Annotated in this window: 28 protein-coding genes and 1 other RNA gene; 16 read left to right on the top strand and 13 right to left on the bottom strand. The window is 60.8% G+C overall.

Annotated features, from left to right (window positions below):
• The first annotated feature begins 2 nt into the window (after positions 1–2).
• Entirely contained in the window at positions 3–536 is a 534-nt protein-coding gene (locus AB4O35_RS04765) for a DUF1120 domain-containing protein (RefSeq protein WP_065874458.1), read from the top strand.
• On the opposite strand, the gene AB4O35_RS04760 is transcribed toward AB4O35_RS04765, so the two are convergent.
• From AB4O35_RS04760 to AB4O35_RS04745, 4 genes are read right to left on the bottom strand one after another with little or no spacing between them, the layout of a single operon-like run.
• A complete protein-coding gene (locus tag AB4O35_RS04760; RefSeq protein WP_065874453.1) occupies positions 523–1,254 on the bottom strand; it encodes an amino acid ABC transporter ATP-binding protein in 732 nt (243 codons plus the stop codon). The two genes, AB4O35_RS04765 and AB4O35_RS04760, sit on opposite strands and share 14 nt — an antisense overlap.
• The gene (locus AB4O35_RS04755) at positions 1,241–1,891 is read right to left on the bottom strand and encodes an amino acid ABC transporter permease (protein WP_065880234.1); all 651 of its coding nucleotides are present in this window, start codon (positions 1,889–1,891) and stop codon (positions 1,241–1,243) included. The genes AB4O35_RS04760 and AB4O35_RS04755 overlap by 14 nt, the downstream gene beginning before the upstream one ends.
• Positions 1,888–2,556: an amino acid ABC transporter permease gene (locus AB4O35_RS04750; RefSeq protein ID WP_065874451.1), complete on the bottom strand. Its 669-nt coding sequence runs from the start codon at positions 2,554–2,556 to the stop codon at positions 1,888–1,890. The genes AB4O35_RS04755 and AB4O35_RS04750 overlap by 4 nt, the downstream gene beginning before the upstream one ends.
• Before the next feature lie 15 nt (positions 2,557–2,571).
• Complete coding sequence (locus AB4O35_RS04745; RefSeq protein ID WP_065874450.1) at positions 2,572–3,357, bottom strand: transporter substrate-binding domain-containing protein; 786 nt, start codon at positions 3,355–3,357, stop codon at positions 2,572–2,574.
• 255 nt (positions 3,358–3,612) lie between these two features.
• Here AB4O35_RS04745 and AB4O35_RS04740 point away from each other — a divergent pair, with 255 nt between their 5' ends.
• The 5 genes from AB4O35_RS04740 (at position 3,613) to AB4O35_RS04720 (ending at position 8,844) form a co-directional block, all read left to right on the top strand.
• The gene (locus tag AB4O35_RS04740; protein WP_065880232.1) at positions 3,613–4,308 is read left to right on the top strand and encodes a FadR/GntR family transcriptional regulator; all 696 of its coding nucleotides are present in this window, start codon (positions 3,613–3,615) and stop codon (positions 4,306–4,308) included.
• A 121-nt stretch (positions 4,309–4,429) separates the two neighbouring features.
• The gene (gene trxA / locus AB4O35_RS04735; protein ID WP_003213989.1) at positions 4,430–4,759 is read left to right on the top strand and encodes a thioredoxin TrxA; all 330 of its coding nucleotides are present in this window, start codon (positions 4,430–4,432) and stop codon (positions 4,757–4,759) included.
• Positions 4,760–4,993: 234 nt separating this feature from the next.
• Positions 4,994–6,253, top strand: a complete 1,260-nt coding sequence (rho, locus tag AB4O35_RS04730; protein ID WP_048729328.1) for a transcription termination factor Rho — start codon at positions 4,994–4,996, stop codon at positions 6,251–6,253.
• Positions 6,254–6,409: 156 nt separating this feature from the next.
• Positions 6,410–7,876: a 4-hydroxy-3-polyprenylbenzoate decarboxylase gene (gene ubiD, locus AB4O35_RS04725; RefSeq protein WP_049711003.1), complete on the top strand. Its 1,467-nt coding sequence runs from the start codon at positions 6,410–6,412 to the stop codon at positions 7,874–7,876.
• Entirely contained in the window at positions 7,876–8,844 is a 969-nt protein-coding gene (locus AB4O35_RS04720) for a CDP-6-deoxy-delta-3,4-glucoseen reductase (protein ID WP_065874447.1), read from the top strand. The genes ubiD and AB4O35_RS04720 overlap by 1 nt, the downstream gene beginning before the upstream one ends.
• A gap of 120 nt (positions 8,845–8,964) precedes the next feature.
• Here AB4O35_RS04720 and AB4O35_RS04715 read toward each other — a convergent pair whose 3' ends face one another.
• Complete coding sequence (locus AB4O35_RS04715; protein ID WP_065874446.1) at positions 8,965–9,447, bottom strand: sn-glycerol-3-phosphate transporter; 483 nt, start codon at positions 9,445–9,447, stop codon at positions 8,965–8,967.
• A 295-nt stretch (positions 9,448–9,742) separates the two neighbouring features.
• Here AB4O35_RS04715 and AB4O35_RS04710 point away from each other — a divergent pair, with 295 nt between their 5' ends.
• Positions 9,743–10,399, top strand: coding sequence for a gamma-glutamylcyclotransferase (locus AB4O35_RS04710; RefSeq protein ID WP_065874445.1), 657 nt, complete (start codon positions 9,743–9,745; stop codon positions 10,397–10,399).
• On the opposite strand, the gene glpT is transcribed toward AB4O35_RS04710, so the two are convergent.
• Complete coding sequence (glpT, locus tag AB4O35_RS04705) at positions 10,396–11,733, bottom strand: glycerol-3-phosphate transporter (RefSeq protein ID WP_065874444.1); 1,338 nt, start codon at positions 11,731–11,733, stop codon at positions 10,396–10,398. The two genes, AB4O35_RS04710 and glpT, sit on opposite strands and share 4 nt — an antisense overlap.
• Before the next feature lie 229 nt (positions 11,734–11,962).
• Positions 11,963–12,940 carry an NADPH:quinone oxidoreductase family protein gene (locus tag AB4O35_RS04700; protein ID WP_065874443.1) on the bottom strand — a complete coding sequence of 326 codons (978 nt, stop codon included), beginning with the start codon at positions 12,938–12,940 and terminating at the stop codon, positions 11,963–11,965.
• A 150-nt stretch (positions 12,941–13,090) separates the two neighbouring features.
• On the opposite strand from AB4O35_RS04700, the gene AB4O35_RS04695 reads away from it, so the two are divergent.
• Positions 13,091–13,498, top strand: a complete 408-nt coding sequence (locus AB4O35_RS04695; protein WP_049711009.1) for a flagellar basal body-associated protein FliL — start codon at positions 13,091–13,093, stop codon at positions 13,496–13,498.
• On the opposite strand, the gene AB4O35_RS04690 is transcribed toward AB4O35_RS04695, so the two are convergent.
• Positions 13,488–15,467, bottom strand: a complete 1,980-nt coding sequence (locus AB4O35_RS04690) for an acyltransferase family protein (protein WP_065874442.1) — start codon at positions 15,465–15,467, stop codon at positions 13,488–13,490. The two genes, AB4O35_RS04695 and AB4O35_RS04690, sit on opposite strands and share 11 nt — an antisense overlap.
• Positions 15,468–15,595: 128 nt before the next feature.
• A complete protein-coding gene (locus AB4O35_RS04685; protein ID WP_065874441.1) occupies positions 15,596–16,045 on the bottom strand; it encodes an EVE domain-containing protein in 450 nt (149 codons plus the stop codon).
• Between the two features lie 195 nt (positions 16,046–16,240).
• Between AB4O35_RS04685 and AB4O35_RS04680 the strand changes: the two genes are divergently transcribed.
• Positions 16,241–16,390, top strand: coding sequence for a hypothetical protein (locus tag AB4O35_RS04680; RefSeq protein WP_010207387.1), 150 nt, complete (start codon positions 16,241–16,243; stop codon positions 16,388–16,390).
• 7 nt (positions 16,391–16,397) lie between these two features.
• Here the strand turns inward: AB4O35_RS04680 and AB4O35_RS04675 are convergent, their stop codons facing one another.
• The 4 genes from AB4O35_RS04675 to AB4O35_RS04660 all read right to left on the bottom strand — a co-directional run bounded on the left by AB4O35_RS04675 (position 16,398) and on the right by AB4O35_RS04660 (position 17,817).
• Positions 16,398–17,027, bottom strand: a complete 630-nt coding sequence (locus AB4O35_RS04675; RefSeq protein WP_065874457.1) for a 5-formyltetrahydrofolate cyclo-ligase — start codon at positions 17,025–17,027, stop codon at positions 16,398–16,400.
• Between the two features lie 57 nt (positions 17,028–17,084).
• A non-coding RNA gene (gene ssrS, locus AB4O35_RS04670) (6S RNA) lies at positions 17,085–17,263 on the bottom strand.
• A gap of 30 nt (positions 17,264–17,293) precedes the next feature.
• Positions 17,294–17,611 carry a cell division protein ZapA gene (locus AB4O35_RS04665; RefSeq protein WP_049711015.1) on the bottom strand — a complete coding sequence of 106 codons (318 nt, stop codon included), beginning with the start codon at positions 17,609–17,611 and terminating at the stop codon, positions 17,294–17,296.
• A complete protein-coding gene (locus AB4O35_RS04660; protein ID WP_007982902.1) occupies positions 17,608–17,817 on the bottom strand; it encodes a TIGR02449 family protein in 210 nt (69 codons plus the stop codon). The genes AB4O35_RS04665 and AB4O35_RS04660 overlap by 4 nt, the downstream gene beginning before the upstream one ends.
• Positions 17,818–17,955: 138 nt before the next feature.
• Between AB4O35_RS04660 and AB4O35_RS04655 the strand changes: the two genes are divergently transcribed.
• The 7 genes from AB4O35_RS04655 (at position 17,956) to AB4O35_RS04625 (ending at position 25,691) form a co-directional block, all read left to right on the top strand.
• Positions 17,956–18,513 carry a YecA/YgfB family protein gene (locus AB4O35_RS04655; RefSeq protein ID WP_015886444.1) on the top strand — a complete coding sequence of 186 codons (558 nt, stop codon included), beginning with the start codon at positions 17,956–17,958 and terminating at the stop codon, positions 18,511–18,513.
• Positions 18,514–18,533: 20 nt separating this feature from the next.
• Positions 18,534–19,856, top strand: a complete 1,323-nt coding sequence (gene pepP, locus AB4O35_RS04650; protein WP_065874440.1) for a Xaa-Pro aminopeptidase — start codon at positions 18,534–18,536, stop codon at positions 19,854–19,856.
• A complete protein-coding gene (gene ubiH / locus AB4O35_RS04645; RefSeq protein ID WP_065891328.1) occupies positions 19,853–21,040 on the top strand; it encodes a 2-octaprenyl-6-methoxyphenyl hydroxylase in 1,188 nt (395 codons plus the stop codon). The genes pepP and ubiH overlap by 4 nt, the downstream gene beginning before the upstream one ends.
• Positions 21,033–21,518: a DUF4442 domain-containing protein gene (locus AB4O35_RS04640; RefSeq protein ID WP_065874438.1), complete on the top strand. Its 486-nt coding sequence runs from the start codon at positions 21,033–21,035 to the stop codon at positions 21,516–21,518. Before ubiH ends, AB4O35_RS04640 begins: the two co-directional genes overlap by 8 nt.
• A gap of 9 nt (positions 21,519–21,527) precedes the next feature.
• Positions 21,528–22,745 (top strand): 2-octaprenyl-3-methyl-6-methoxy-1,4-benzoquinol hydroxylase, encoded by a 1,218-nt coding sequence (locus AB4O35_RS04635; RefSeq protein ID WP_175403044.1) that lies wholly within the window; start codon positions 21,528–21,530, stop codon positions 22,743–22,745.
• A gap of 162 nt (positions 22,746–22,907) precedes the next feature.
• A complete protein-coding gene (locus tag AB4O35_RS04630) occupies positions 22,908–23,912 on the top strand; it encodes an extracellular solute-binding protein (protein WP_065910054.1) in 1,005 nt (334 codons plus the stop codon).
• Between the two features lie 162 nt (positions 23,913–24,074).
• Complete coding sequence (locus tag AB4O35_RS04625; RefSeq protein ID WP_065874435.1) at positions 24,075–25,691, top strand: ABC transporter permease; 1,617 nt, start codon at positions 24,075–24,077, stop codon at positions 25,689–25,691.
• The last annotated feature ends 24 nt before the right edge of the window (positions 25,692–25,715 follow it).

Below are 25,715 nucleotides of genomic sequence, written 5' to 3'. Positions count from 1 at the left end.
GGATGTACGGCCCGCGTGCCGCTGGCGTGTGTCTGGTGGTAGTCGCCCTGCTGGTGAACCAGGCGCGGGCTGAAGACTGCCGGATGACCTTGAGCGAGCCCCGGGTCGATTACGGGGTAATTCGTCCCTCGCAAACGTCGTCCGGTCGCTCGACGCTGAGGCTGGATACGCAGCGTACGCTGCACCTAAGCGTGCTCTGCGCCAACCCGGCGGCAATGGCATTGCGCTTCAGTGGTGCGCCTGCCGATGCCCAGGGTTTTCAGTTTGGCCGACAAGGACGCTTCATGTTGAGCCTGAGGCGGGCTCAGGTCGACGGCAGGCCGGTGGCGTGGCAAACCGATGAAACGGCTGACGGGCGGCTGTTACCTGGCCGCACATTGGTTGCGAGCGCAGCCGGTGTGCCAATGATGGGCCGCCGGTTGACGGCCCAGGTAGAGGTTGAGGTTCACTTGCCCGCCGATGCCCTCTCGGTGCGCCGGGAGGTGCTGCTGGAGGGGCATGGCCAATTCGTACTGGTCAGTCCTACTGTTCCGTAGAGCCGATGAAGTTGGCCAGTTCGGCAGTTTGCGGGTTGGCGAACAGCTGCTTTGGGTCACCCACTTCATGCACCTTGCCCTGGTGCATGAACACCAGCTTGTCGCCGACTTCCCGCGCAAAGCGCATCTCGTGGGTCACCATGATCAGGGTCATGCCGTCCTTGGCCAGTTGGCGCACCACACTGAGCACCTCATTGACCAGTTCTGGGTCGAGGGCCGAGGTGATTTCATCGCACAGCAGCACCTTGGGCGACATCGCCAGTGCGCGGGCAATCGCCACACGTTGCTGCTGTCCGCCGGACAGGCGATCGGGGAAGGCGTCGAATTTCTCCCCCAGCCCGACGCGCTCCAGCATTTGCTTGGCCAGCAGCGCAGCCTTGGCCTTGGGCACTTTTTGGACGACTTGCGGCGCGAGCATCACGTTTTCGCCGACGGTCAGGTGCGGGAACAGGTTGAACTGCTGGAACACCATGCCGACTTTCTGCCGCAGGCTGCGCAGGTCAGCGCGGGCGGCGTCGAGGTATTCGCCGTCGACTTCAATCACGCCGTCGTTGATCGATTCCAGGCCGTTGAGGGTGCGCAGTAGTGTGGATTTACCCGAGCCGCTGCGACCGATGATCGCCACCACCTGGCCTTCTTCAACGGTCAGGTCGATGCCCTTGAGTACGTGGTGATCGCCGTAATACTTATGCAGGGCGGAAATTCTAAGCAGAGGCATGCAGTCTCCTTTCCAGGTAGCGCGCACTGAGGGATAGGGGGTAGCAGAGCAAAAAGTAACCAAGCGCTACCAGGCCGTAGACCATGAAGGGCTCGAAGGTGGCATTGGCGAGCATGCCGCCGGTCTTGGTCAGTTCGGTAAAGCCGATGATCGAGGTCACGGCGGTGCCTTTGACCACCTGCACCGAGAAGCCCACGGTGGGCGCCACGGCGATGCGCAGGGCTTGGGGCAGGATCACGTAGCGCAGTTGTTCAAGCGGGTTGAGCGCCAGGCTGGCCGACGCTTCCCATTGCCCGTGGGCGATGGAGTCGACGCAGCCGCGCCAGATTTCAGCCAGGTAGGCGCTGGTAAACAAGGTCAGGGCGATTGCCGCCGCGAGCCAGGGCGAGATATCCACACCCAGCAGAGCAACGCCGAAAAACACCAGGAACAACTGCATCAGCAGCGGCGTGCCCTGGAACAGTTCGATATAGGTGCGCGCAACGTTGCGCGGGAACGCCTTGCGGCTGATGCGCATGGTCATCACCAGCAAGCCGATCACGCCGCCACCCACAAACGCCACCAGCGACAGCAACAGCGTCCATTGCAGGCCCGTGAGCAGGTTGCGCACGATGTCCCAGAAAGAGAAATCACTCATCGGCTGTTCCTCATCACAAACCGGCGGCCGATCCAGTTGAGCAACTGGCGAATCATCAGCGCCATGCACAGGTACACCAAGGTGGTCAGGGCATAGGTTTCAAAAGCGCGGAAATTGCGCGACTGGATAAAGTTGGCGGCGAAGCTCAGCTCTTCAGTGGCGATCTGTGAACACACTGCCGAACCGAGCATCACAATGATGATCTGGCTGCTCAGGGCCGGCCACACCTTGCCCAGCGCCGGCAGCAGCACCACGTGGCGGAACGCTTCGAAGCGTGTCATCGCCAGCGCTGCGGCAGCTTCCAACTGCCCGCGTGGAATCGCCTGGATGCCGGCGCGGATGATCTCGGTGGAATAGGCCCCCAGGTTGATCACCATCGCCAGTACGGCGGCTTGCCATTCGGTGATCTTCAGTCCCAGGGACGGCAGGCCGAAGAAGATGAAGAACAACTGCACCAGAAACGGCGTGTTGCGGATCAACTCGACGTACACACCGAAGAACCACGCAAACGGCTGGATCTTCCAGGCCCGCACCACCGCGCCTACGGTGCCCAACGCTACGCCGAGAATCGCGCCAATGGCTGTCAGTTCAAGGGTGAACAGCGCACCGCGCAACAGCAGGTCGGTATTGGCCAGCACCGGCAAAAAGTCGAATTGATACGCCATGAATCAGCTCCGCTTTTAGAGGTCGGCAGGCAATGGTTCTTTGAGCCACTGCATCGCGTTCTTTTCCAGGCTGCCATCGGCTTTAGCAGCGACCAGGATCTGGTTGACCTTCTCCAGCAGCGCCGGCTCGTTCTTGTTCACGCCCACGTACACCGGCGAGTCCTTGAGCTTCACTTTCAGTGCAGGCACGCGTTTCGGGTTGCGTTCGCTGATCGCCACCATCACCACGTTGCCGCTGGCGATCAGGTCGACCTGGCCGGCCAGGTAGGCGGCGATGGTCGAGTTGTTGTCTTCGAAGCGCTTGATGGTCGCCTCTTTGGGCGCGACGGCAGTCAGCTCGATGTCTTCGATAGCGCCACGGGTCACGCTGATGGTCTTGCCCTTGAGATCGTCCAGGGTACTGACGGCGGCATCAGGCGGACCGAACACAGCCAGGTAGAACGGTGCGTAGGCCTTGGAGAAGTCGATGACCTTTTCGCGCTCGGCGTTTTTACCCAGGCTGGAAATCACCAGGTCGACCTTACCGGTGGTGAGGAACGGGATACGGTTGGTGCTGTTGACCGGGGTCAGTTCCAGCTTGACCTTGAGTTGGTCGGCCAGCAGCTTGGCGGTGTCGATGTCCAGGCCACGCGGCTTCATGTCGGGGCCGACCGAGCCGAACGGCGGGAAGTCCTGGGGCACGGCGACCTTGAGGGTGCCACGGGCAACGATGTCGTCCAGACCATTGGCCTGGGCGGGTGCCTGGCTCAGCATCAGGCTGGCAAACAGGGCAGTAAGCAGGGCGCTGTAGCGCTTGGTCATGGCAACTCTCCGAGAAGGGCGAAGGAATTTTCTGGATTTGCTCAGTGCACAGCCCATGCCATTACCTCTGGAATCGTCTGCGAGGCCGGGATTTGTTGAGCTTCCGTGGTCTTACTGGTCTGAACAGTGACTCGGCGTTTCGCACCCTTTTCGAGCGCCGGTAAAACCTGGCGAGCCCCTTTGGGGCGTGGCTTGCCGCCCGCCCCGAATAGCTTTACAACTAGCCGCTCAGTTGACTGGAACATTGAGTTTTCTATGAATTCCATCGCCCAAGCCGTACCGGAAGCGGCCCTGCAGGCCATCCGCAAACTGATCAAGGAGCAAGGCTTCGGGCCGGGCGATGCCTTGCCGTCCCAGCGCGATCTTGCGCTGCAGTTGGGCGTGAGCCGGGCGTCGTTGCGCGAGGCGTTGTCGTCCCTGAGCGCCTTGGGCGTGGTCAATGTGCAGCCGGGCAAGGGCGTGTTTGTACAGGCTGCTGACGAGTCGCCGGGGTTTGCCTGGCCGTTCGCGGCACAGGCCACGCCGCTGGATATCTTCCAGTTGCGCTACGCCCTTGAAGGCTTTGCAGCGGGGTTGGCGGCGGTGACCTTGACCCTCGATGAGCTGGACAGCCTGGAGGACAACGTCGAGGCCATGCGCAAGGTGCTCAAGGCCGGAGACTTCGAGGCGGCTGCCAGGCTGGACTTCGAATTTCACCAACGCATCCTGCTGGCCAGTGGTAATCAGGCGATGGTGAGTATTTTGAGTGCGAGTGCCGAAGTGTTCCTGGAGAGCCAGAAACTACCGTTCATCCGGCCGGAGCGGGCCATGGAAACCTGGCAGGAGCACCGCAGGATAGTGCGTGCCCTGGCCCGGCGCGCCAGTGCGGCGGCGCAGAAAACCATGCAGGAACACGTGCGCAATGCGGCGTTGCGCACGGGCATCGCTTTCGTGACTCCCGTAACCCCCTGAGTGGGGCGATACCCAAACTCATGCGGCACCATAGCAAGACTCAATCAGAGGCGGCTTCCTGAACGGGGGAAGGGCGGCTATGATGGGCCACGTTTTTTTTGCTTACAATCCGGAGACATCCATGAGCAACGATCTTATCAAGCACGTCACCGACGCGACCTTTGAGGCCGAAGTACTCAAGGCTCAAGGCCCGGTGCTGGTTGACTACTGGGCTGAGTGGTGCGGCCCTTGCAAAATGATCGCTCCAGTCCTGGACGACATTGCAACCACTTACGAAGGCAAGCTGACCATTGCCAAGCTGAACATCGACGACAACCAGGAAACCCCGGCCAAGCACGGCGTGCGTGGTATTCCGACCCTGATGCTGTTCAAGAACGGCAACGTCGAAGCCACTAAAGTAGGCGCGCTGTCGAAGTCTCAGCTGCAAGCTTTCCTCGACGCGAACATCTAAGCGTCGTCAAAAAAGCCCCGCAAATCGCGGGGCTTTTTCGTAAAACAGGGCTAGACGCTCCGAAATTCAGGTGGTACATTCGGCCCCGCACTGGTTTCTCCACTGCCCCCTGCAAGCCGTCGCCGACGCATTCCTTTTCGATTAGTACGCGATCCTGTCGCCTTCTCTGCGGCGCGGCCTCATTAAGCCAAAAGCTTAATTTCCCCCCTCCATAAATGATTACGTCATTCCTATATGAATCTGACTGAACTCAAGCAAAAGCCGATTACCGACCTGCTCCAACTGGCCGAAGAAATGGGCATAGAAAATATGGCCCGTTCGCGCAAGCAGGACGTGATTTTCTCCCTGCTCAAGAAGCACGCGAAAAGCGGCGAGGAAATCTCCGGTGATGGCGTGCTGGAGATTCTCCAGGACGGCTTCGGCTTCCTCCGCTCTGCAGACGCCTCCTATCTTGCCGGCCCAGACGATATCTATGTCTCGCCGAGCCAGATCCGTCGCTTCAACTTGCGCACCGGTGACACCATCGTTGGCAAGATCCGCCCTCCTAAGGAAGGCGAGCGTTATTTCGCCCTGCTCAAGGTCGACACGATCAACTTCGATCGTCCAGAGAACGCGAAAAACAAGATTCTCTTCGAGAACCTGACCCCTCTGTTCCCGACCGTGCGCATGAAGATGGAAGCCGGTAACGGTTCCACCGAAGACTTGACCGGTCGTGTGATCGACCTGTGCGCCCCGATCGGCAAAGGCCAGCGTGGCCTGATCGTCGCACCGCCGAAAGCCGGTAAGACCATCATGCTGCAGAACATTGCAGCGAACATCGCACGTAACAATCCAGAAGTTCACCTGATCGTATTGCTGATCGATGAGCGTCCGGAAGAAGTAACCGAAATGCAGCGCACCGTGCGCGGCGAAGTGGTTGCCTCTACGTTCGATGAGCCGCCAACCCGCCACGTGCAGGTTGCCGAAATGGTGATCGAGAAGGCCAAGCGCCTGGTCGAACACAAGAAAGACGTGGTGATCCTGCTCGACTCCATCACCCGTCTGGCCCGTGCCTACAACACCGTGATCCCGAGCTCCGGCAAGGTATTGACCGGTGGTGTCGATGCCCACGCCCTGGAGAAACCGAAGCGTTTCTTCGGCGCCGCGCGGAACATCGAAGAAGGCGGCTCGCTGACCATTATCGCCACCGCGCTGGTTGAAACCGGCTCGAAGATGGACGAAGTGATCTACGAAGAGTTCAAGGGTACCGGCAACATGGAACTGCCCCTGGACCGTCGCATCGCGGAAAAACGCGTGTTCCCGGCGATCAACATCAACCGTTCCGGCACCCGCCGCGAAGAGTTGCTGACCGCCGACGACGAACTGCAGCGCATGTGGATCCTGCGCAAGCTGCTGCACCCGATGGACGAAGTCGCCGCCATCGAGTTCCTGATCGACAAGCTGAAAGCTACCAAGACCAACGACGAGTTCTTCTTGTCGATGAAGCGTAAGTAATACGACGTTTCAGGTCCGAAAGAATGGCGCCCTCAGGGGCGCCATTTTTTTTCGTCGGTTTTTTAAGCATTCTCTGTACCCAAATGCACCGCGATAAGCTGCCAGCCGCCGTCATAGCAGGTAGGATGTACGCCTATTTTACGGGTGGCATGGTTAATGAAATTCAAGGATCTTCGGGATTTCGTGCAGCAACTTGAGCAGCGCGGAGAGTTGAAACGTATCCAGATGCCGATTTCCCCGGTGCTGGAAATGACTGAGATTTGCGACCGTACCCTACGCAACAAGGGTCCGGCGCTGCTGTTCGAGAACCCGACCGGCTTTGATATCCCGGTGCTCGGCAACCTGTTCGGCACGCCTGAACGCGTGGCGTTTGGCATGGGTGCCGAGGCGGTCAGCGAACTGCGCGAGATCGGCAAGCTGCTGGCCTTCCTCAAGGAGCCCGAGCCGCCCAAGGGGCTGAAGGATGCCTGGTCGAAGCTGCCAATCTTCCGCAAGATCATTGCCATGGCTCCAAAGGTGGTCAAGGACGCGGTGTGCCAGGAAGTCGTCATCGAAGGCGATGACGTCGACCTCGGCATGCTGCCCGTGCAGACCTGTTGGCCAGGCGACGTTGGCCCGCTGATCACCTGGGGCCTGACCGTCACCAAAGGCCCGAACAAAGACCGCCAGAACCTCGGTATCTACCGTCAGCAAGTGATCGGCCGCAACAAGGTGATCATGCGTTGGTTGAGCCACCGTGGCGGCGCCCTGGACTTCCGCGAGTGGTGTGAAAAGCACCCCGGCAAGCCGTTCCCGGTTTCCGTGGCCCTGGGTGCCGACCCGGCCACCATCCTCGGCGCCGTGACCCCGGTGCCGGACAGCCTCTCCGAATATGCGTTCGCCGGCCTGCTGCGCGGCAACCGCACCGAACTGGTGAAGTGCCGTGGCAACGACCTGCAAGTGCCGGCCACTGCCGAAATCATCCTCGAAGGCGTGATTCATCCGGGCGAGATGGCCGATGAAGGGCCGTACGGCGACCACACTGGCTATTACAACGAAGTCGACAGCTTCCCGGTGTTCACCGTCGAGCGCATCACTCATCGGATCAAGCCGATCTACCACAGCACCTACACCGGCCGTCCGCCAGATGAGCCGGCTATTTTGGGTGTGGCGCTGAACGAAGTGTTCGTGCCGATCCTCCAAAAGCAATTCCCGGAGATCACCGACTTCTACCTGCCGCCGGAAGGCTGCTCGTACCGCATGGCCATCGTGACCATGAAGAAGTCGTACCCAGGCCATGCCAAGCGGGTAATGCTCGGTGTGTGGTCGTTTTTGCGACAGTTCATGTACACCAAGTTCGTTATTGTCACCGACGACGACATCAATGCCCGCGATTGGAACGACGTGATCTGGGCCATCACCACGCGCATGGACCCCAAGCGCGATACGGTGATGATCGACAACACGCCGATCGACTACCTCGATTTCGCCTCGCCAGTGTCGGGCCTGGGTTCGAAGATGGGCCTGGACGCCACCCACAAATGGCCGGGTGAAACCACCCGCGAATGGGGCCGGGTAATCGTCAAGGATGAAGCCGTCACCGCCCGTGTCGATGCGATCTGGAAAGAATTGGGAATAGATTGATGCGTGTAACCCTGCAACCTTCCGGCGCCGTGCTGGAGCTAGTCCCTGGTGAGCGAATCCTCGAAGGCGCTCGCCGCCTGGGCTACGACTGCCCTCAGGCCTGCCGCAACGGCGTATGCCACGTGTGTGCCGCGCTGCTGGTGGAAGGTCGGGTGCAGCAAGCCGGTGAGGTGCGCGACCACGGGGAGTTCTACACCTGCATCGCCGAGCCGTTGGAAGATTGCATTGTGCTGTGGGATGGCGTGCTGGCGCCGGGAGAGTTGCCATTGCGCAAGTTGTCGTGCCAATTGAGTGAATGCGTAGAAGTCGGTGGCGATGTATGGCGCGTGCGCCTGCGCGCGCCGGCTGGCAAGGCGGTGCGTTACCACGCCGGGCAATACTTGATGATCGAGCGCGACAATGGCGAGAAATCGGCATTCTCCCTGGCGTCGGCACCCCATGCTGGACGCGAGCTGGAGCTGCATGTGCTGGTCCGCGAGGACAGTGCGCGCACCCTGTTGGAGCAACTGCAGCGCAACCAGATGGCTCGGATCGAAATGCCCTTTGGTGACACCCACTTGGCCGAGCTGCCGGATGGGCCGCTGGTATTGATCGCCGCCGGTACCGGCATGGCGCAGATGCACAGCCTGATCGAACATTGCCGCGCCTCTGGCTTCAAGCACCCGGTGCACCTGTACTGGGGCGTACGTCGCCCGGAAGATTTCTACGACATTGAGCATTGGGACCAGTGGCTGCAACTGCCCAACCTGTTCCTGCACAAAGTCGTCAGCGACTTGTGTGGTTGGGAAGGGCGCTGTGGGTTGTTGCATGAAGCGGTGTGCGAAGACATCACCGACCTCAAGTCGGTGCATGTCTACGCCAGCGGTTCACCGGCCATGATCTACGGCACCCTGGACGCGCTGGTGGATGCCGGTATGGATGCGCACCAGATGCGTGCCGATGTGTTCGCCTACGCCCCCCGGCCCTGATCTGACCGGAATCTAATGTGGGAGCTGGCTTGCCTGCGATAGCGGTGTATCAGTTGCAAATAGGTGGCTGACACACCGCTATCGCAAGCAAGCCAGCTCCCACAGTATTTTGCGTTGCGGTCAGAATCGTAATCCAGTCGTCACCATCGCCGCATTGAACCCCAGCAACACCACCTCCGCCGCCACGGGCCCATAATGCGTACCCACTGAGGGAATGATCACCGGCGCCACGCCGTAACGATTCAATGGGATCTTGTCACGGTACTTGCCGCGATAACCCTGGATCGCTCCGCCGGTCAGCTTCAAATACACCGGATAGTTCGCCATATCGTAGCGCTTGCCCGCGTACGCGTAATACGAGCGCTGCCTGAACGAATTGCGAAATGTCGCCCCGCCATACACAAAACCTGACGCTTCGTTGCGCTCCAGGCCGATCAGGTCCTGGTTGTTGTTGTGCTCCGGGTCGGGCGCGAAATGCCGGGTGTAGACGCTGGTCTGCGCGTACCAGAAGCCTTTGTCGTCCTCGCTCGCGAGTGTTTCGCCAGCCAGTGCGGTGGTGGCCTGGGCCAGGAACAACAGGCCAGGCAGTCGGAATCTTTTCATGGGTGCGACCTCGATAGTCGATTTGGTGGGCGGCTAAGTGGGTCGTGATGTGTGCGCTATTTTGATGGGTTGGCGGGTGCCCAGGCTGAACCGGGGCTGAAAGCGACGGGATTGGCACGGGTAATGCTGACGAATGGCAGTGGCGCTTATATCCGTACTTATTCGCTTACGGTATTTAGTGTCTCAGGCAAATGTCCTTAAGCTATATCTGAGACGGGCGGCTTATTGCTGCGGGTTTTATTACGGTAGAGTTGCTTACAACTGGTAATACATAGGAGGCGTACCGCTTTTCGCCATGACCGCCATTGAAACTGATCTTTTGCAATTGGCTTACCCTCCGCGTCTCGATCTTGGGCCGCAACTCACTCACGAACAATTGATGAGCTCGATGCAGGCCACCATGGCCCGGCATAAGGGTGGGCCGGTCTGGCTATTTGCGTATGGTTCGCTGATCTGGCGCCCTGAATGCTCGTCGACCGAGCGCATGCGGGCACGGGTCCATGGTTATCACCGGGGTCTTTACTTGTGGTCCCACGAGCACCGGGGTACGCCGGAATTACCAGGTTTGGTCTTTGGTCTGGATCGCGGCGGCTCTTGCAGCGGGTTTGCCTACCGCTTGCCGGAAGATCAGCTGGAGGCCTCGCTTTACGCCTTGTGGCAGCGCGAGATGCCTTACCCCTCTTACCGGCCGCACTGGCTCAGCTGTCGCCTGGAAGATGGCAGCACGGTGCAGGCATTGGGGTTTGTGTTGGAGCGGCACTTGCCCAGCTACGCCGGCAACTTGCCAGATATCGTGCTGAACCACGTGCTGCAAAGCGCTTGCGGGCGTTACGGCACGACTCGCGATTATGTCGAGCAGACCGTCAACGCCCTGCGTAGCCACGCCATGCCAGATAAAAACCTGGAGGCGCGGCTCAAGCGTTGTGCAAAGGATTGCTCAGGCGGCGGTTAACGCGCCGAGCTGACGCTGTTGGTGTGCCACAACGTTGGGATCAGGAAGGCGATCGCCAACACGCACGCGCCGATCAGCAGCACAAAACCACCGTCCCAGCCGAAGTGGTCCACGGTGTAGCCCATGGCCGCACTCGCTGCTACCGACCCCCCCAGGTAACCGAACAAACCAGTGAAGCCCGCCGCGGTGCCGGCGGCTTTCTTCGGTGCCAACTCCAGCGCCTGCAGGCCGATCAGCATTACCGGGCCGTAGATCAGGAAGCCGATGGAGACCAGCGCGATCATGTCGACCATCGGGTTGCCCGGCGGGTTGAGCCAGTACACCAGGGTCGCCACGGTCACCAGTGCCATGAACACGATACCGGTCAGGCCACGGTTGCCACGGAAGATCTTGTCCGACATCCAGCCGCACAGCAGCGTGCCCGGGATACCTGCCCACTCATAGAAGAAGTACGCCCAGGACGATTTGTCGACCGTGAAGTGCTTGGCTTCTTTCAAGTAGGTCGGCGCCCAGTCCAGTACGCCGTAGCGCAGCAGGTAGACGAACACGTTGGCGAAGGCGATGTACCACAGCATTTTGTTGCGCAGCACGTACTTGACGAAGATTTCCTTGGCGCTGAATTCTTCTTCGTGGCTCGCGTCGTAGCCTTCCGGGTAGTCGTTCTTGTACTTCTCGATCGGCGGCAGGCCGACCGATTGCGGGGTGTCGCGCATGGTGATGAAGGCAAACGCCGCCACTGCCAATGCCACCGTCGCCGGTACATAGAACGCTGCGTGCCAGTCGTTGAACCAGGCCATGCCCAGCAGGAACAGCGGGCCGATCAGGCCGCCGCCGACGTTGTGCGCCACGTTCCATACCGACACCACGCCGCCGCGTTCTTTCTGCGACCACCAGTGCACCATGGTCCGTCCACTGGGCGGCCAGCCCATGCCTTGAGCCCAGCCGTTGATGAACAGCAAAATGAACATCATGGTCACGCTGGACGTCGCCCAAGGTGCGAAACCGAAAATGAACATGACCCCAGCTGAAACCAGCAAGCCGAAGGGCAGGAAATAGCGCGGGTTGGAACGGTCGGACACCAGGCCCATGAGGAACTTGGACAGGCCGTAGGCGATCGCGATGGCCGACATCGCCAGGCCCAGTTCACCACGGGTGTAACCCTCGTCGATCAAGTAGGGCATGGCCAGGGAGAAGTTTTTGCGCAGCAGGTAGTACCCGGCATAGCCGATGAAGATACCGGCGAAGATCTGCCAGCGCAGGCGTCGGTAGGTACTGTCTATTTTTTCTTCAGGCAGGGGCGCCTGATGTGCGGCAGGACGAAAGAAAGCAAACATTCAAGAGCTCCAGATTTCTTGTTTTGACTGCGGATGCGAATGTTACAGTTTCGTTACCGAAAATAGCATCGCCTCTTATCTGCAAACACAGGAAATCAGAGCAATTGCATGTTCTCTTATGAACATGTCGCGAATAGATAAGTGCTGGTCGGGATTGGGTCTAGAGACCACTGATTAACTAACGTGGGAGCAGGCAAGCCAGCTCCCACATTGACCGCATTCAAGTCCGTTAGCGGATTTGGACGACGACCTTGCCCACCGCCTTGCGCTGCCCCAAATCATTGATCGCCTGGGCGGCCTGTTCCAGCGGGTACACCTGCGACACCAGCGGCTTCAACTTACCCTCGGCATACCACGTGAACAACTGCTGGAAATTCGCCGCATTCTCCTGCGGCTGACGCTGCGCAAATGAACCCCAGAACACCCCGACCACTGCCGCGCCCTTGAGCAGCGCCAGGTTCACCGGCAGCTCCGGAATACGCCCGCTGGCAAACCCCACCACCAGCAAACGCCCGTTCCAAGCGATGGCGCGGATGGCCTGGTCAAACAGGTCGCCACCCACCGGGTCGTAGATCACATCGGCACCGTTGCCGTCGGTGAGGCGCTTGATCTCGTCTTTCAGGCTGGCTTCGCTGTAGTTGATCAGCTCATCGGCGCCGGCGGCTTTGGCCACCGCAAGTTTATCGGCGCTGCTGGCGGCAGCGATCACCCGCGCGCCCATGGCCTTGCCGATTTCAACGGCGGCCAGGCCCACGCCACCCGAAGCGCCGAGCACCAGCAGCGTTTCGCCAGGTTGCAGGTTGGCCCGTTGTTTCAACGCGTGCATCGAGGTGCCGTAGGTCATGCTGAAAGCGGCAGCGGTGTTGAAGTCCATGCTCGGCGGGATCGGCAGCACGTTATAGGCCGGCACCGCGACCTGTTCGGCAAAGCTGCCCCAGCCGGTCAGCGCCATGACCCGGTCACCGACTTTCAGGTGACTGACCTTTTCGCCCACTTCACTGACCACGCCCGCCGCCTCGCCGCCCGGCGAAAACGGGAAGGGCGGCTTGAACTGGTACTTGCCCTCAATGATCAAGGTATCCGGGAAGTTGACCCCGGCGGCATGCACGTCCAGCAGGATTTCGTTCTTCTTGATCGCCGGGCTGGCGATTTCTTCCAGCACCAGGGTTTCGGCGGGGCCGAAGGCTTTGCACAGCACAGCTTTCATCGGACTATTCCTTTTGGCGTCGTGGCCGATAAGTGTAGGAGGGTACGCCCGTGGGTCAACGAGCATGCCCGGGCCTGATAAGTCGCCATAAGCTTGTGCTCAGCCTTGCTAGCGTTATGCTACCTGGCAACCGAATGTGAGGAATGAACTGTGAAAGCGTGGATCCTGTTGATGCTGGCCCTGACCTTGCCGATGGCAGCCCAGGCCGAAGAGGCCAAAGAAGGGGAGGCGCCGAAGGTCAGCTATATCAGCCTGAGCCCGCCGTTTGTGGGCAACTACGGCCTGGATGGCACGGCGAAGCTCAAAGTATTCAAGGCCGACATCGCGCTGCGCGTGACCGGCACTGAAGCTGCCGCTGCGGTCAAAGCCAACGACGCGTTGATTCGTAACCAACTGGTGGCGCTGTTCACCCAGCAGACCAACGAGAGCATGAGCACCGTTGAAGGCAAGGAAAAACTGCGTCAGGAAGCGCTGAAGCAGACTCAGCAGGTAATGAATGACGAGACCGGTAAACCGGTAGTGGAAGACTTGTTGTTCAATAACCTGATCATTCAGTAGCAGGCGGTGTCGCTCTCCAGATCTTGAGCAAGGTCGCTATGAAGTCGGGCTCCAGCACGCGGTTGCCGTGGCCGCTCAGGTGGTTGGAGTCGAAATACAGCGGCTTGGCGTTTCGGTCATAGGCCCAACAGGTCACGCCGGGGCACAGCAGCGGCAGCGGGTCCCACACCCTCAGCGCCGGATACTCGACGCTCAGCTCCTGCAACAGTTGCATTTGCGGTGCGCGCAGTCGTTCAAGCTGTGCGCGTTGCATTGTCAGACCTGGCGCGCATACCGGGTTCATGCGGTTGAACCCATCGGAACAACGATTGGGCGCGGCCTTGAACAGAGGCTTGGGCGCATCGATCAGCACAGTCAGGCGTGCCGCCTGCAATCGGTTCAACAGGGTTTGGGCGTCAATGCGCGCCGCTTCCATCGTTGAAGCGGTCAGTTCGGTCAGCGCCTTATCGACCATCGCCTGCTCACCCTCTCTCCATTCGCGGCCCGCAAGCTCCGGCATGCGCAATGAGGCCAGAAACACGATGTCACCTGGCTTGGCCCGCGCTTCGATCTCCTTCAACTGGACTTCGCGGGAGGCCGCGCAGTGTTTCGGATCGGGGCCTATCAGGCTCACGACCCCGCAGCCGCCTTGTTCATAGTCATGCACCTTGATGCCCAGCTTCAGCGACACGAGGTTCAGCAGGGTGCGATAGGCCGCCGTGTGTGAGTCGCCGATGACGAACAACTGGCGACCGGCCAGGTGCGGGTCCTTGAGGACCTCGAAGTCTTCCCGGGGATAATGTTTATAGGCGTACCAAGTGTAGGTATCGCGGGTCTGGCTGATCGACAGTACGGCAGGATCCTCCGCTACCCACATCGCGCCGCGCCAGAGCAGGCCGGTCACCAGCACGGTCGTGGCCAACGTCAGCCATGCGCTGCGCTGGGTCACGGACCTGCTGCTGCGGATCGGCGTCTCGATCCAGTGGTAGGACGCTGCGGCAAGCGCCAGCACCAGGCAAGGATAGAGCAGCTGTACCGCCAGCAATTCCAGCCCGGTGGTCCAGCGTAGGAACACCAGTACCGGCCAGTGCCACAGGTACAGCGAATAAGACAGCCGCCCGATGTAGGTGAACAACGACGTTTGCAGCAGACGCTGCAAGGGGCCCGGCGATGCGTCACCTTGCTGCACAATCCCTGCGATCATTAGCAGCGTGCCCGCAACCGTCACCAGCGCCCAGGGAAACGGAAATTGGCGCGGATCGGCAAAGATAAAGCCCATTACGACCAGCACAAGTCCACCGCCCAGTAACCAGGGCGCGATACGCGCCGCCGGAGCCCGCGTGCACATCAGCTGAAACAACATTGCCCCGGCAGCCAGTTCCCAGAATCGCCCTGGCAGCAGGTAAAACGCTGCCAGCGGTTGGTCATTCACCTGGTAGGCAGCGACCAGCAGCGACACAAGAGCCGCCAACGGCAGCAACGCGCGCGGTCTGGCGCGCAGCCAGATGAAAAACAGTGCCGGGAAGATCACGTAGAACTGTTCTTCAACGCCCAGCGACCAGGTATGCAGGTAGGGATTGAGTTCGGCGCTCGGCGAAAAGTAGGTATCGGTGTTCCAGGCCAGCACAAAATTGCTCAGGCCGAAAAACGCCGCCAGGCCGGTGCGGTTAAACAGGTCGCTGAGCCAGAAGGGCGGCATCAGCATCGCTGAGAGCACGCTGCTGACGCACAGCATCACAAGCAGAGCTGGCATGATGCGCAGCATACGACGCCGGTAGAAATCTGCCAGGTAGCGGCCCAAGGTCAGCTCCCGCCGCTCCCATAGCGACTGGCTGATCACATACCCGGAAATCACGAAGAACATGTCCACGCCGGTAAAACCGCCCGGCAGCCATTGGAAATAATCCAGATGGAAGACGATCACACTCAGCACGGCGATCGCCCGCAAGCCGTCGATGGCTGGCCTGTAGGTGGAGGTGGGGCAGGACACGTGGGCTTCCTTTGCTCAGTGGGTGGGGCACTGATTCTGCCCCAACCTGGCGAGCGCGACGACTGGTCGTTCGGACAGGTGTAAGTCCGCTTATTTCGCGAGCAAGCTCGTTCCTGCTGATGCGGGGGTTAACGCAGCGCCAGCACTGCCGTCCACTGTTCAGGGGTCACCGGCATTACCGAAAGCCGGCTGCCTTTTTGCACAAGGGGCAGTTCGGCGAGGGCGGCTTGCTGTTTCAGGTAGCCCAGGCCCAGTACCTTGGGAAAGGTTTGCAGGTGCGCGACGTTGATCGCACTCCACGGGTTTTTTTCCGAGGTGGCCTTGGCGTCGAAATAGTGGCTTTCTGGTTCCAGCGCGGTGGGGTCCGGATAGGCCGCCTCGACGATTTTGCCGATGCCGGCAATGCCAGGCTCGGGGCAGCTGGAGTGGTAAAAGAAAAACTCGTCACCCACCGCCATCGCGCGCAAAAAGTTGCGTGCCTGGTAGTTACGCACCCCGTCCCAGCGCGCTTCACCGAGCTTTTCCAGGCCGTTGATCGAGAGTTCGTCGGGCTCGGATTTCATCAGCCAATAGGCCATTTTTGGGCTCCTGAAACAGGGAGTGGGTAAGTTGTCAGGCAATTTGATGACAAACCGACAGTCGGTTGGCGCCAAGGTTTGCGTGTTGGTTCACGTTACCGCAGAATGCCGGCTTTTAAAGCTTGGCGCAGCTGCAACGGACTTCTTTGGAACGTTGTTGTCATCGTGTACGAGGTGCCTGCAGGGGGGCAATCGATGCAACGTAAACCGGATTTACTATGGATTTTGGTGATTTTGTTTGGTCTGGGCGTCGTGACCACCGGGTATGCCCAAAGCTTGTGGTCGAACAAGACCGATGCTCCCGTTGAACTGGCTCAGCAGCAGCCGCAACCGTTCAAGCGTTAACTCTTCCTCAAGGCGCCGCTGATTCCAGTGGCGTCTGTGCGATATACCAAGTCTTATCTGTTACGGTGCCAGCCAACGGCACGTCCCAGCTCGCTTGCGCCAAACGATCGACTTTCTGGCATTCATGGGCCAGGCCCAGCAGCGTCGGCTTGCGCCAGCTCTGGCGGCGCGCCAGGTAGGCCAGGCTACGGTCGTAAAACCCGCCGCCCATGCCCAGTCGCCCACCGGCATCATCGAACCCCACCAACGGCAGCAGCACCAGGTCCAATGCCCAGACCTTGCGTTGGCGGCTGATATTCACCCGTGGCTCCAGAATGCGAAAACGGTTCGGCAGCAGTTTTTCCCCAGGTCTTACGCGCTGGAACACCATCTTGGTCCGCGGCCAGGCGCTGAGTACCGGCAGGTACGTGGCCTTGCCCCGGCGCTGGGCTGCGCGCAGCAGCAAGCGCGGATCGATTTCACCGTCCGTCGGTAGATACAAAGAGATATGTTTGGCCCGGCGAAACAGCGGGTGCTGTGCCAGTTGCCGATACAGGCCGTGGGCGGCCTTGCGCTGCTCGCTCGGCGTGAGGGCGCGGCGGGCCTGGCGCAACATGCGTCGAAGTTGCGGACGGGAAAGCGGCGCAGGTTCGGTCATGGTTTCCGGCTCATAAAACAATGCCAGTCCGAGGACTGGCATTGAGTTTGGGAATTCAGGCTCCCCGACAGAGCCGCTGTCGACTTAGCCCTTGAACCCGAAAGTTCAAGGTGGAAGATGCAGTAGGCTTTAAGGCTTTCCGTCTAGCGGACATGCACACCAGCCCAACGTGCAACTTCCAGGGTAGTGCGAATCGGCTCAGGGACATCGCCGACTGGCAAACACGCCAGGGAGTGGGGCGAGTATACCTTAAAGAGTCGCGGCAATCAGCCCTTGGGTGCGTCTGTGTCGCTGGAAAGCGCCAGATCAACACGCTCCAGCAGGTCACGCACCTGCTCACGGGTGGAGCCGCTGGCCTGCACGTCAGGGCGTTCCTGCTTATGCAGTAAATCGTGAGTAATATTCAGCGCGGCCATCACGGCGATGCGGTCGGCGCCGATGACTTTGCCGCTGCTGCGGATTTCACGCATCTTGCCATCCAGGTAGCGGGCGGCGCTCACCAGGTTGCTGCGCTCTTCCTGGGGACAGATGATCGAATATTCTTTGTCGAGGATCTGCACGGTGACGCTATTGCTTGAACTCATGAGTCTTGCTCCAGGGCCTTCAGGCGCGAAATCATCGATTCGACCTTACGCCGGGCGATTTCGTTTTTTTCAATGAGGTGAGCGCGTTCCTCGCGCCAGGTCTTTTCCTGAGCTAATAGGAGTCCGTTTTGACTCTTTAGTTGCTCGACCCGGGTAATTAGCAATTCGAGTCTGGCCATCAGCGCTTGCAGGTCGGTGTCTTCCATTGGGTTCCACTGGATTTGTCTGATGAATGGCAACTGCAGGATAAACGATCTGACGCCCTTGATAGTCTTGGTACGTCTGCCGGTGCTAGGATACAACGCTCCATTCTAGACATTGCGCCGTCTGGCGCCTAGCTCACCATGCCTATTCAGAACTCCCCGTACGATGCTTTTTCCAAACTGCTGAGCACCAGCGGCCACCCCTGCTCGCCTGCCGAACTGCACGGCGTGCTGCTGGGCCGTAGTTGCACCGGCGTTGGCTTTGACGCTGATAACTGGCTGGCCGATGTGGCCGAGCTGCTCGAAACCGAGCCGACCGACAACGTGCGTAACGCGCTGATCGGCTTGCAAGAGATGGTCAAGGGCGAGCTAACCGGTGATGACGTCACCGTGGTCCTGCTGCTGCCGACTGACGACGCGCCGCTCACCGAACGCGCTGCTGCCTTGGGCCAATGGTGCCAAGGTTTCCTCCACGGCTTTGGCGTAAACGCCGGCGGCCTGGAACTGAGCACCGACGCCAAGGAAGTGTTGCAGGACCTGGCAGCCATCTCCCAGGTGCAAGACGCTCTGGAAGAATCCGAGGACGGTGAAGGCGACTACATGGAGGTGATGGAATACCTGCGCGTCGCGCCGCTGCTGCTGTTCACAGAGACCAAGAAGTCTGCTGAACCCGCTGCACCCAAGCCGTCGCTGCATTAAGAAAGGAAGCCCATCTGTCCATGATTCATATCCCCCGAGCGGAATACACGCGGCGCCGCAAGGCGCTCATGGCGCAGATGGAACCCAACAGCATCGCGATCCTGCCGGCCGCCGCCGTGGCGATCCGCAACCGTGATGTCGAACACGTGTACCGCCAGGACAGCGATTTCCAGTACCTGAGCGGTTTCCCCGAGCCGCAAGCGGTGATCGTGCTGATGCCCGGCCGCCAGCACGGCGAGTACGTGCTGTTCTGCCGCGAACGCAATGCCGAACGCGAACTGTGGGACGGCCTGCGTGCCGGCACCGAAGGCGCAATCCGCGACTTTGGCGCCGACGATGCCTTCCCGATCACCGATATCGACGACATCCTGCCCGGCCTGATCGAAGGCCGCGACCGGGTGTATTCGGCCATGGGCAGCAACGCCGAATTCGACCGGCACCTGATGGAGTGGATCAACGTGATCCGCTCTAAAGCGCACCTCGGCGCCCAGCCACCGAACGAATTCGTTGCTCTGGATCATCTGCTCCACGACATGCGTCTGTATAAATCGGCGGCAGAAGTGAAGGTGATGCGCGAGGCCGCACGAATCTCCTGCGCCGCCCATGTGCGGGCGATGCAGGCCAGCCGGGCCGGTTTGCACGAGTTCAGCCTGGAAGCCGAGCTGGACTACGAATTTCGCAAGGGCGGCGCGAAAATGCCGGCTTATGGCTCCATCGTCGCCGCCGGGCGCAACAGCTGCATCCTGCATTACCAGCAGAATGACGCGTTGCTCAAGGACGGTGATCTGGTGCTGATCGACGCCGGTTGCGAGATCGACTGCTACGCCAGTGACATCACCCGTACCTGGCCGATCAACGGCAAGTTTTCGCCCGAGCAGAAGGCAATCTACGAGATTGTGCTGGCCTCCCAGGAAGCCGCCTTTGCCCAGATCGCCCCCAACAAGCATTGGAACCAGGCCCACGAGGCCACAGTGCACGTCATTACCGCCGGGCTGGTGAAGCTGGGGTTGTTGCAGGGCGACGTCGACGAACTTATCGCCAGTGAAGCCTACAAACCCTTCTATATGCACCGCGCCGGCCACTGGCTGGGCATGGATGTGCATGATGTGGGCGAGTACAAAGTGGGCGGAGAATGGCGTGTGCTGGAAGTTGGCATGGCGTTGACCGTTGAGCCGGGGATCTACATCTCGCCGGACAATCAGAACGTGGCAAAGAAATGGCGTGGCATTGGCGTACGCATCGAGGACGACGTGGTGGTAACCAAGCAAGGCTGTGAAATCCTGACCGGCGGCGTGCCCAAGACCGTCGCCGATATCGAAGCGCTGATGGCGGCTGCGCGATGAGCCGGGTCAACCTGGCGATCATCGGCGGTGGCCTGGTCGGTGCCAGCCTGGCGTTGGCGTTGCAGGCGGGGGCCAAGGCGCGCGGTTGGAAGATCGTGCTGATCGAACCGTTCGCGCCGGGCGACAGCTACCAGCCGAGCTACGACGCGCGCTCTTCGGCGCTGTCCTTCGGCGCCCGGCAGATCTATCAGCGTTTGGGCTTGTGGCAGGACATTTCCCGCCGCGCCGAACCGATCAAGCAGATCCATGTGTCCGACCGTGGGCGCTTCTCCACGGCGCGTTTGTCAGCCATGGAAGAGGGCGTGCCCGCCCTTGGTTACGTGGTGGAAAACGCCTGGCTGGGCCAGTGCCTGTGGCAAGGCCTGGATAAAGACGTGGTCAGTTGGCGCTGCCCGGCGGAAGTCACGCGCATGGAGCCGCTGTCCGATGGCTACCGTCTTACCCTCAACGATGAAACCGTGCTGGAATGCGACCTCGCGGTGCTGGCCGATGGCGGCCGTTCCGGCTTGCGCGAGCAACTGGGCATCGGCGTTAAAACCCGCCCGTATAACCAGAGCGCGCTGATCGCCAACATCACCCCAAGCGAAGCCCATAACGGCGAAGCATTCGAGCGTTTCACCGATGAAGGCCCAATGGCCTTGCTGCCGCTGCCGGACAACCGTTGCGCGCTGGTGTGGACGCGCATCGGTATGGATGCCCAGCGCCTGGCCAACCTCGATGAACGCAGCTTCTTGAGTGAATTGCAGGGCGTGTTCGGTTACCGCCTGGGCACCCTGAAGCAAGTCGGCGCACGTCATCTGTATCCGCTGACGTTGGTTGAGGCCGAGGAACAAGTGCGTTCGCACCTGGCAATCCTTGGCAACGCCGCCCACAGCCTGCACCCGATTGCCGGGCAGGGCTTCAACTTGTCCCTGCGCGATGCGAACGCCTTGGCCGAGGCCTTGCTGGCCGGGCCGCAAGTACCGGGCGACCTGGCAACCTTGCAGGGCTATCGCGAGCGTCAGCGCCTCGACCAGAAACTCACCGTGGGCTTCTCCGACCAGGTCACGCGCCTGTTTGGCAGCGCCCAACCGCTGGTAGCGCTGGGCCGCAACATAGGCCTGCTGGGCCTGGACCTGTTACCGCCGGCCAAGCGCTGGTTCGCCCGTCAGGCCATGGGCCTGGGCACGCGTCCCGATGCGTAAGGGGTTGATCGAGCGCCTGGGCAAGGCGCGGTTGTTGCGTTGGATCATGACCCTGTATCCGCCATATTTGGGCGCCGGGATCAGCGTGCAGCAGATGAGCGCCGATTTTCGCCACGTCAAAGTGCGCATGGGCCTGGGCTGGTACAACCGCAATTACGTCGGCACACAGTTCGGCGGCAGCCTGTATTCGATGGTCGACCCGTTCTACATGCTGATGCTGATGGAGAACCTGGGCCGCGACTACATTGTGTGGGACAAGGCCGCGAGCATCGATTTCATCTCGCCGGGCAAAGGCCCGGTGTACGCCGAGTTTTCCATCGACGACGCCTTGCTCGATGAGGTGCGTCGACACACCGAAGGTGGCGAGAAGTACTTGCCCCACCTCAAGGTCGAGATACATGACGGCTCCGGCACCCTGGTGGCGCGGGTCGACAAAACCCTTTACGTGCGGCGCAAGCCGCCAGCGAGACAGGCTTAAAGCATGGACATGCGCGCAGATGTGCTGGTTGTCGGGGCAGGAATGGTCGGAAGCGCCCTGGCGCTGGCGTTGCAGGGCCGTGGCCTGCAGGTGCTGCTGCTCGATGGCAGCCCGCTGAGTGTCAAACCGTTCGACCCTGACGCGACTTTCGAGCCGCGGGTGAGCGCCTTGTCGGCCGCCAGCCAGCGCATCCTCGAGCGCCTGGGTGTGTGGGACGGCATCGTGTCGCGCCGTGCCAGCCCTTACGGCGAGATGCAGGTATGGGACGGCAGTGGCACCGGGCAGATCCACTTTTCGGCGGCCAGCGTGCACGCTGAGGTGCTCGGGCATATCGTCGAGAACCGCGTGGTTCAGGATGCCTTGCTCGACCGTCTGCACGACTGCGACCTGGGCCTGTTGGCCAACGCGCGTCTTGAACAGATGCGCCGCTCCGGCGATGACTGGCTGCTGACCCTGGCCGATGGGCGCAAGTTGCGTACGCCGTTGGTGGTTGCCGCCGATGGCGCCCACTCCGCCGTGCGCCGCCTGACCGGCACGGCGACCCGCGAATGGGATTACCTGCATAACGCCATCGTCACCAGCGTGCGTAGCAGCGAGCCGCACCAGCGTACGGCGTGGCAACGCTTTACCGATACCGGCCCGCTGGCGTTCCTGCCACTTGTGCGGGATGGGCAGGAGGATTGGTGCTCGATTGTCTGGTCGACCACGCCCGCTGAGTCTGAGCGCCTGATGGCGCTGGATGATCAAAGCTTCTGCCGTGAACTGGAGCGGGCTTTTGAAGGCCGACTCGGCACAGTGCTGAGCGCCGACCCGCGCGTTTGTGTGCCGTTGCGCCAGCGTCACGCCAAACGCTACGTGGCCGAAGGCCTGGCATTGATCGGCGACGCGGCCCACGTCATCCATCCATTGGCGGGGCAGGGCGTGAACCTGGGCTTTCTTGACGCAGCGACACTGGCTGAAGTGCTGTTGTCGGCGACCGAGCGCGGTGAGCGCCTGGCGGATGTGAAAGTGCTGAGCCGCTACGAACGCCGACGCATGCCGCACAACCTGGCGTTGATGGGGGCAATGGAAGGCTTTGAGCGACTGTTCCAGGCCGACCAATTGCCGCTGCGCTGGCTGCGCAACGCGGGGTTGAAGCTGGTCGACCAGATGCCCGAAGCCAAGGCCGTGTTTGTACGCCAGGCGCTGGGCCTGACCGGCGATCTTCCTGACCTGGCAAAACCCTGACATTGACGCCCGGTCCCCTGTGGGAGCGGGCTTGCTCGCGAAGAGGCCATCAGCTCCACCGCAAAAAGTTGACTATGCAACATCTGGTAACGCCTCCAGCAAGCACCACCAAATGTGAGTCCTTATCATTTGCCCTCTTTTTGCAAATGAGAGACCGCACCCATGTTGGCACCCAAGCGCCTCCTGACTGCCCTGGCACTCACCCTGATCGGCAGCACCACCGTGCAGGCCGCCGACGAAGTGGTGGTCTACTCCTCGCGCATCGACGAACTGATCAAGCCAGTGTTCGACGCCTACACCCAGAAGACCGGCGTGCAGGTGAAGTTCATCACCGACAAGGAAGCCCCGCTGATGCAGCGCATCAAGGCCGAGGGCGAGAATGCCACCGCCGACCTGCTGCTCACCGTGGATGCCGGCAACCTCTGGCAGGCCGAGCAAATGGGCATCCTGCAACCGTTCACCTCAAGTGTGATCGACAAGAATATTCCGCTGCAATATCGCTCGTCGGCCCACGCCTGGACCGGTTTGAGCCTGCGCGCGCGGACCATCGCCTATTCCACCGACCGGGTAAAACTGGGTGACCTCACCACTTACGAAGCCCTGGCCGACAAACAGTGGGAAGGCCGTCTGTGCCTGCGTACGGCGAAAAAGGTCTACAACCAGTCGCTGACCGCCACCCTGATCGAAACCCACGGCGCGGCCAAGACCGAAGAAATCGTCAAGGGGTGGGTCAACAACCTGTCCACCGACGTATTCTCCGATGACATCGCCGTGCTCGAAGCCATCAATGCCGGCCAGTGCGACGTAGGGATCGTCAACACCTACTACTACGGTCGCCTGCACAAGCAGAAGCCGGACCTGGCGGTGAAGCTGTTCTGGCCGAATCAGGGCGACCGTGGCGTGCATGTGAACCTGTCGGGCATTGGCCTGACCAAGTACGCGCCACACCCGGAAGCCGCCAAGGCGTTGGTGGAATGGATGACCACGCCTGAGGCGCAGAAGATCTTTGCCGACGTGAACCAGGAGTTCCCGGCGAACCCGGCGGTACCGCCGTCGGCCGAAGTGGCAACCTGGGGTAAATTCGTGGCGGACACCTTGCCGGTGGAAGTGGCGGGCAAACGTCAGGCTGAGGCCATTCGGTTGATGGATAGGGCTGGCTGGAACTGATACAAGTTTAAAAACACTGCAGTCCAAATGTGGGAGCTGGCTTGCCTGCGATAGCATCACCTCGGTATGACTGATATACCGAGGTGTCTGCATCGCAGGCAAGCCAGCTCCCACATTGGTTAGCGGCGACTTCAAAACCTTCATTTCTCTGAGAGCTTTTCCTTGGCCCACCCCGCCCAACGCCGCTGGTACCTGCCGGTCTTCACCGTCGCTGCCCTGGTGCTGCTGCCGCTGAGCGTGATGTTGCTGTCCTGGCAAAGCATCGACGCGCAAATCTGGTCCCACCTCTGGGAAACCCAGATGCCGCGCCTGCTGGGCAACACCCTCACCCTGGTGTTGGGCGTCGGTGTCGGTGTGACCTTGTTGGGCGTCAGCCTGGCCTGGTTGACCAGCCTCTGCGAATTCCCCGGACGGCGTTGGCTGGATTGGGCGCTGATGTTGCCCTTCGCCATTCCCGCGTACGTGCTGGCTTTCGTGTTTGTGGGCCTGCTGGATTTTGCAGGCCCGGTGCAAACCCTGCTGCGCGAATGGTTTGGCAGTGGTTTGAGGCTGCCGCGCGTGCGCTCGACCAGCGGGGTGATCATCGTTCTGGTGCTGGTCTTTTACCCGTATGTGTATTTGCTGGCACGCACCGCGTTCCTGGCCCAGGGCAAAGGCTTGATGGAAGCGGCGCGGGTGCTGGGGCAATCGCCATGGCGAGCGTTCTGGCACGTGGCCCTGCCCATGGCACGGCCGGCGATTGGTGCCGGGGTGGCGTTGGCGCTGATGGAAACCCTGGCGGATTTCGGTGCGGTCTCGGTGTTCAACTTCGATACGTTCACCACCGCCATCTACAAAACCTGGTACGGCTTCTTCAGCCTTTCCAGCGCGGCACAGTTGGCCAGCCTGTTGCTGCTGGTGGTGATGTTGGTGCTGTACGGCGAACGTCGCGCACGCGGTGCCAGCCGGTCGAGTAATGAGCGGCCACGGGGCAAGGCGCTGTATCACTTGCGTGGGCTCAAGGCAGCGGCGGCCAGCGGCTGGTGCGGGCTGGTGTTCGCCTGTGCGTTTGTCATCCCGATGCTGCAACTGGTCGTCTGGTTCTGGCAGCGCGGCCGCTTCGACCTGGATGAGCGCTATTCGGGCCTGATCGTCCACACGCTCTACTTGGGCGGCATCGCAGCGTTGATCACCGTAAGCGTGGCGTTGCTGCTGGCATTTGCCAACCGCCTGGCGCCGACCCGGGCGATCCGCTCCGGCATCAGCCTGGCCAATGTCGGCTATGCCTTGCCGGGCTCGGTGCTGGCGGTATCGATCATGTTGGCGTTCAGTTATCTGGATCGTGAGCTGGTGGTGCCGCTGTCTGGTTGGCTCGGTGGTGCGGGCAAGCCGTTGCTGCTGGGCAGCCTGTCGGCATTGGTGCTGGCGTACCTAGTGCGTTTCCTGGCGGTGGCCTATGGGCCGCTGGAAAACAGCCTGGCGCGCATCCGCCCGTCCTTGCCGGAAGCAGCACGCAGTCTGGGCGTCAGTGGCCCGCGACTGTTTTGCAAAGTGTATCTGCCGTTGCTGCTGCCGGGGACCTTAAGTGCGGCGCTGCTGGTGTTCGTCGATGTGCTCAAGGAAATGCCCGCCACCTTGCTGATGCGCCCGTTCGGCTGGGACACCCTCGCGGTTCGTATTTTCGAAATGACCAGCGAAGGCGAGTGGGCACGGGCTTCTTTGCCGGCGTTGACCCTGGTGCTGGTGGGGCTGTTACCGGTGATCGGGCTGATCCGACGCTCTGCCCGGCAAATCGGTTAGGTGCCAGTCCTACAGCTTGCAGCT

The organism is Pseudomonas sp. H1_A03 (genome assembly GCF_054685145.1).
The sequence above is the reverse complement of the archived record's forward strand: the minus strand, read 5'-3'. Positions and strand labels throughout refer to the sequence as shown.